Raw genomic sequence first — 5,072 nt, 5'->3', positions numbered from 1 at the left:
GACTGTAAATCAGCCGCCGTATGGCTTCGAAGGTTCGAGTCCTTCCTTCCCCACCAGCCTTCGCTCGCTCCGCGAGCTACGGCTCGGCAAGCCCCATCGTAGCGAAGGCTGCCGCGCCGAAGCCCAAAGGGCGTAGGCGGGCTGTATATGCGCGCTACGCCTAGGCAAGCCACGCAACGGTCGTCCTGTTGCCCGTTCTGAATTCTCGATCACTTCCGCCTGCTGGCATGCGCGCAAGTCTCGAAGCTCGGCAAGAACGCCATTCGAGTTGACGCGTGATCGCCCAATCGCATCCGATCACGCCCGTTGGCAACATCCGCGTTGATCTACATCAACCTCACACGCCGCAAGCGGCAGAGGCTCCCGGGCTCGGCAACCTCAGGGAGGGAACGTCATGCTCCGATCTATTCTCGTTGCCCTTGCAGCACTCGTTCTGGTCACGGCAACCCTTATTCCCGATGACGCCTATGCCCGCGGTGGGAGAGGCGGCGGCGGCTTCCGTGGCGGTGGGGGCGGATTTCACGGCGGCGGCATGGCGGCCGGCGGCTTCCGTGGCGGCGCCATTAATGCCGGACGTGTTGGACGGCCGATAGCGGGGCGTCCGATAGCAGGCCGTCCAATCGCGGGTTATCCAGGCTATGGCCGCTATTATCGCCCGGGTTGGGGCGTTGGTGCTGCCGCCGTCGGCGCGGCTGCGGCTTACGGCGCGTACGGCGCCTACGGCGCCTACAACAGCTGCTACTATGACAGCTACGGCCAGTATGTTTGCCCGGGGCAGTATCAGTATCGATATTGATGCAGGCAAAGTGCAGGACGGCGCCTGTTGCCGCCGTCCTGCGTTGGCTTCTTCATCCGGCTCGAAGCCTCAGCCCTGACCGGGTTCGTTCGACGTTTCCGGCAACGCCTCGCCGGGGAGATAAAGCCTGATCGGGCGGATCTCGTAGACCGCGGACGGATTGGCGCGGCGCAGGTCGCGCGCAATCGCGATTGCTTCGTCCTCGTCGGCGCAATTGAGCACGTACAGACCCAGCAACTGCTCCTTGGTCTCGGCAAATGGCCCGTCGATGACCATTCCCGCGCCCGGACCGCGCAAGGTGCGGGCTTCCGCCGTGCCGCCGAGCCGCGCCGCCGGCCCGAGCAACTTCCTTGCGTTCAACCGCTCATGTACCGCCAGCAATTCGGTCATCAGGGCCGCGTCCTCCTGCGGGGTCCAGGACGTGACCTCGGCTTCGACGTGATAGGCCAGCATGGCGTAGAGCATCGATTTCTCCTTCACATGGCGGAATCTGGTGGGCCGGATCGGCCGCCCTTCCGAGGACGTTTCGCCGCAGCCGATTCCGACAAACGAGTGGCCCCAGGAAACAGTCCGGAAACACGATATATCCGTTGCCCCTTGAACGTGCGTTGGCAAGCCCACGACTGATGAGCAGAACGCGAGCCAACGCGCACCATTCACGGAGACGGTCATGCGAAGCAAGCCAGCCACGATCATATGCGATGCCGCAAGGTCCTGCGCCTCGCCGTCATCGTCGCTGTCGGGCGATTGGCACGACGTCACCGGCCATCACCGTTACTACGGCAGTTCGGCGATCAATGGCGGCGAGCGCATCGTCGAAGACCGCCGCGGTCCGCGCCCGCGCTTCGTCAATCCCTGCGGCTTCTGATCGGCAAATAAAAAGCGCGGCGGGATGGTTCCCGCCGCGCCCAACTCTTGTGCTCGCTGGTCCAGGCCTGAGAGCGCCCGGAGCCAAGCCCTCAAACAGGCCTAGCGGGCGATCCCAGCGAGGTGACAGCGCTTGGTATAAGACACTGGATCACCTCCTTTCATTGTTGATGGAAACATCAATATAGGCAGCGAATCGGCCCCTGTTAAGGGGGCGAAACCGGGTCGAACCGGGCCGCACAGGGGCCCGGAGAGGGCCGGCGGGGCGGGTTGAGGCCGCCGACACGGCGTGTTAGGTCATCGCCAACGCGGGTGTAGCTCAATGGTAGAGCAGCAGCCTTCCAAGCTGAATACGAGGGTTCGATTCCCTTCACCCGCTCCAAATTTCCACAAAGATGACAGTGCGTTATCTGAAGGTGAACGTAAGTCACCAGCCATCGCTGGGTGCACTTTCAGATTCGGAAAAGAGGATTTTTTACAGTCCGCAAAGAGAAAAGCCGCTAGGTGCAGCGGCCATGGGTTGACTGCGGATAGAGCGCAAATTCGATTCGGACGCAGCGATGGACTCCAGCAAGAACGGGCACGATAAGGAATATGCGCCGGTCGTGCGGGCGCTCGTTTCAGTGCTCCATAATCTACCGCCGAAGATAATCGCAATCGACGGTCGCCCAGGTTCGGGCAAGACGACACTCGGTAGGTTTCTTGCCTGGTGGTTCAACGTGTCGCTAATCGAAACAGACCTATTCCTGTTCGAAGGTGAGGGCCGGTACAGGCATCGCGCCGACGAAGTTGCACGCATCATCGCTACCAGGTTACAGGGGAATCTGCCTGTTATCGTCGAAGGTGTAACCGTGTTGCGGCAGCTGGCATCAATGAACGTGGATGCCCACTTTCTGATCTACGTCGACAACGCCAGCGCGCCGAAACTTCGCCAGGAATACGAAACACAATTCGTCGAGTACGAAGCAAAGTTTTCGCCACGTCAGCGCGCCGACTTCACCCTTGAGTTAGATCATTGAGCCACGTTATGCGACTCACGCTCCTGCGCAGTAGTGATGGCAGTGAATTCGCTTGGGTCCACTACAAGGCGCTTCGGAGGCGAGAAAGCGAGCGGTCCTTGCTTAAAGAGACAGGCGGGCGGCAGGGCTGATGCGGATCATCTACTTCACCTTCGGTTGGGTGATGGTCGCGCTCGGCGTGATTGGCCTCGTGATGCCGCTGATGCCGGGGGTGGTTTTCCTGATCGTGGCAGCGTGGTGCTTTGCGCGCTCTTCGCCGCGGTTCGAGGCATGGCTGCTCGATCATCCGACACTCGGCAAACCGCTGCGGGATTGGCGTGCCGCGGGAGCCATCCCACGGCCGGCCAAGGCCATGGCTTGCGTGGGAATGACGATCGGGTTTGTCGTGTTCTGGTACAGCGTCGATCCATCGCTGCCCCTGGCCGCAGGTGTGGCGCTCCTGTTCCTTGCCTGCGCCGGCTACGTCGTGTCGCGTCCGGCGATGACCGATCCGGATTCCTCGATCTAGCGGGTTGGGGTTACGCCAATCCCGTGCATTCCCCGGTCGAGATACGCACGCGGTAACCATGCCGCCGGGAATGCCTGGACTCGCCACAAAATCAGTCCGATTGAGACACAATGTCGGCGAGTAGGGTTGAAACGCTGCACTCGCACGACGCGCAGCACGTAAACAAAAACAATAAAAATACATTGTGGGGATACAACAGGGGGGCGCCGCTATGCGGGCTGGTATCGATTCACGTGGACAATTCGAGCAAATATCCCGGTCTCCGGCAGGCAGGGCCGTGCGCCGGCTTTTCGCCGCGCCTTTGGGCGGGGCGGCTGCGGCGCTGATGGTGGCCGCGATGGCGGCGCCGGCTTTCGGGCAGGGCGTGGCGGCGAGCCCGGGCGCCAACGAGATCCGGATCGGCAATACCATGCCGTATACCGGTCCGGCTTCCGCCTATGGCGTGATCGGCAAGGTGATGGCGGCCTATTTCGAGAAGGTCAACGCCGAGGGTGGCATCAGGGGCCGCAAGATCAATTTCATTTCCTATGACGACGCCTACAATCCGACCAAGACGATGGAGGCGACCCGCAAGCTCGTCGAGGAAGACAACGTTCTCTTTATCCTGGCGAGCCTCGGCACCAATACCAGCCAGGCCGTTCATCCCTATTTGAACGCCAAGAAGATCCCGCAGCTGTTCGTCGCCTCGGGCGCGACGATGTGGGACCAGCCGCGTGATTTTCCCTGGACCATGGGCTTCCTGCCCAGCTACCAGACCGAAGCCCACATCTATTCGCAGTATCTGCTGGAGAACCATCCGCGCAGCAAGGTCGCGGTGCTCTATCAGGACGACGGTTTCGGCAAGGACTACCTCAAGGGCGTTAAGGACGGTCTCGGCGGCAAGATTCCGATCGTGGCCGAGGCGCCCTACAAGGTGACGGACACCAATATCGACGCCCAGATCGCCAAGCTCAAGGCTTCGGGCGCCGACGTCTTCATGCAATTCACGACGCCGAAATTCGCTACCATGGCGATCAAGCGAAATGCCGAGCTCGGCTGGAAGCCGATCCATTTCCTCGCCTCGGTGTCTGAATCGGTATCATCGGTGATGGTGCCGGCGGGCGTGGAAAACGCCGAAGGAATCATGTCGGCGATGTACCGCCTGGAGGGCGAGGACGCGCAGGGCGCCGGGCCCGCGGTGTTCCGCGAATGGAGCTCCTTCATGGAGCGCTATGTTCCGAGCGTCAGCAAAGCAAACGGCCAAGCCGTCTACGCCTACTTGAACTCCAGGCTCGTTATCGAGGTCCTGAAGAATTGCGGCGACGACTTCTCGCGTGAGAACATCATGAAGCAGGCCCGTTCCATCAAGGGCCTGCAGATTCCGATGATGGTGCCGGGCATCCTGATCAACACCAGCGCATCCGATCATGCGACGATCGAGCAGATGCGGATGATGCGCTTCACCAACGGCCACTGGCAGTTCTTTGGTCCGGTGCGCAGCGGCATCGATCCGGGCACCGTCAGCGAATCCTTCAAGACCATCTTCAAGTACGGCACCGCCACCAAGCGTGATCTGGCCAACCAGCTCAACGCCAACACGGTGAGCTTGATGACGGGTTCGTTCGGCTCGACCTATGCGCAGGTCGGCGCGGATCTCGCGTCCGTGCTCGACAACGGCACCCATCTGCGGATCCTGCCCGTCATGGGCCGCGGATCGGTTCAGGCGGTGGCGGACATCCTGCTGCTGCGCGGCGTCGACGTCGGCATCGTTCGCAAGGACACGCTGGCCTATCTCGACCGCAAGGACTTCGCCAAGGACATCCGCAACCAGTTCGTCTATGTCGCGAAGATGTTCAACGAGGAAATGCACGTCCTCGCGCCCAGGACGATCGCCAGCATACGG

The 5,072-nt window shown here is 61.4% G+C and carries 6 protein-coding genes and 1 tRNA gene; 6 read left to right on the top strand and 1 reads right to left on the bottom strand.

Annotated features, from left to right (window positions below):
* Positions 1-394: 394 nt before the first annotated feature.
* Positions 395-796: a hypothetical protein gene (locus CQ12_RS31865; RefSeq protein WP_057839237.1), complete on the top strand. Its 402-nt coding sequence runs from the start codon at positions 395-397 to the stop codon at positions 794-796.
* Between the two features lie 69 nt (positions 797-865).
* Here the strand turns inward: CQ12_RS31865 and CQ12_RS31860 are convergent, their stop codons facing one another.
* Positions 866-1,261, bottom strand: a complete 396-nt coding sequence (locus CQ12_RS31860; protein WP_057839242.1) for a YciI family protein — start codon at positions 1,259-1,261, stop codon at positions 866-868.
* Between the two features lie 205 nt (positions 1,262-1,466).
* Between CQ12_RS31860 and CQ12_RS31855 the strand changes: the two genes are divergently transcribed.
* The 5 genes from CQ12_RS31855 to CQ12_RS31835 form a co-directional block, all read left to right on the top strand.
* Positions 1,467-1,664, top strand: a complete 198-nt coding sequence (locus tag CQ12_RS31855; RefSeq protein ID WP_057839236.1) for a hypothetical protein — start codon at positions 1,467-1,469, stop codon at positions 1,662-1,664.
* A gap of 307 nt (positions 1,665-1,971) precedes the next feature.
* A tRNA-Gly gene (locus tag CQ12_RS31850) sits at positions 1,972-2,045 on the top strand.
* A gap of 178 nt (positions 2,046-2,223) precedes the next feature.
* Positions 2,224-2,682: an ATP-binding protein gene (locus CQ12_RS31845; RefSeq protein ID WP_057839235.1), complete on the top strand. Its 459-nt coding sequence runs from the start codon at positions 2,224-2,226 to the stop codon at positions 2,680-2,682.
* A 130-nt stretch (positions 2,683-2,812) separates the two neighbouring features.
* Positions 2,813-3,190, top strand: a complete 378-nt coding sequence (locus CQ12_RS31840; protein ID WP_057839234.1) for a YbaN family protein — start codon at positions 2,813-2,815, stop codon at positions 3,188-3,190.
* A gap of 277 nt (positions 3,191-3,467) precedes the next feature.
* Positions 3,468-5,072 (top strand): ABC transporter substrate-binding protein (locus tag CQ12_RS31835; RefSeq protein WP_245310252.1); only part of this gene is annotated, 1,605 nt, incomplete at its 3' end.

This window comes from Bradyrhizobium jicamae, from assembly GCF_001440395.1.
GTDB classification, from domain to species: Bacteria; Pseudomonadota; Alphaproteobacteria; order Rhizobiales; family Xanthobacteraceae; genus Bradyrhizobium; species Bradyrhizobium jicamae.
Note: the sequence above shows the minus strand (reverse complement) of the source record. Positions and strands in the feature narration are given on the sequence as shown.

What these genes read in the sequence shown, in the direction of transcription:
- CQ12_RS31865 (WP_057839237.1), top strand. Translation starts at nt 395, where the DNA reads ATGCTCCGATCTATTCTCGTTGCCCTTGCAGCACTCGTTCTGGTCACG.
- CQ12_RS31860 (WP_057839242.1), bottom strand. Translation starts at nt 1,261, where the DNA reads ATGCTCTACGCCATGCTGGCCTATCACGTCGAAGCCGAGGTCACGTCC.
- CQ12_RS31855 (WP_057839236.1), top strand. Translation starts at nt 1,467, where the DNA reads ATGCGAAGCAAGCCAGCCACGATCATATGCGATGCCGCAAGGTCCTGC.
- CQ12_RS31845 (WP_057839235.1), top strand. Translation starts at nt 2,224, where the DNA reads ATGGACTCCAGCAAGAACGGGCACGATAAGGAATATGCGCCGGTCGTG.
- CQ12_RS31840 (WP_057839234.1), top strand. Translation starts at nt 2,813, where the DNA reads ATGCGGATCATCTACTTCACCTTCGGTTGGGTGATGGTCGCGCTCGGC.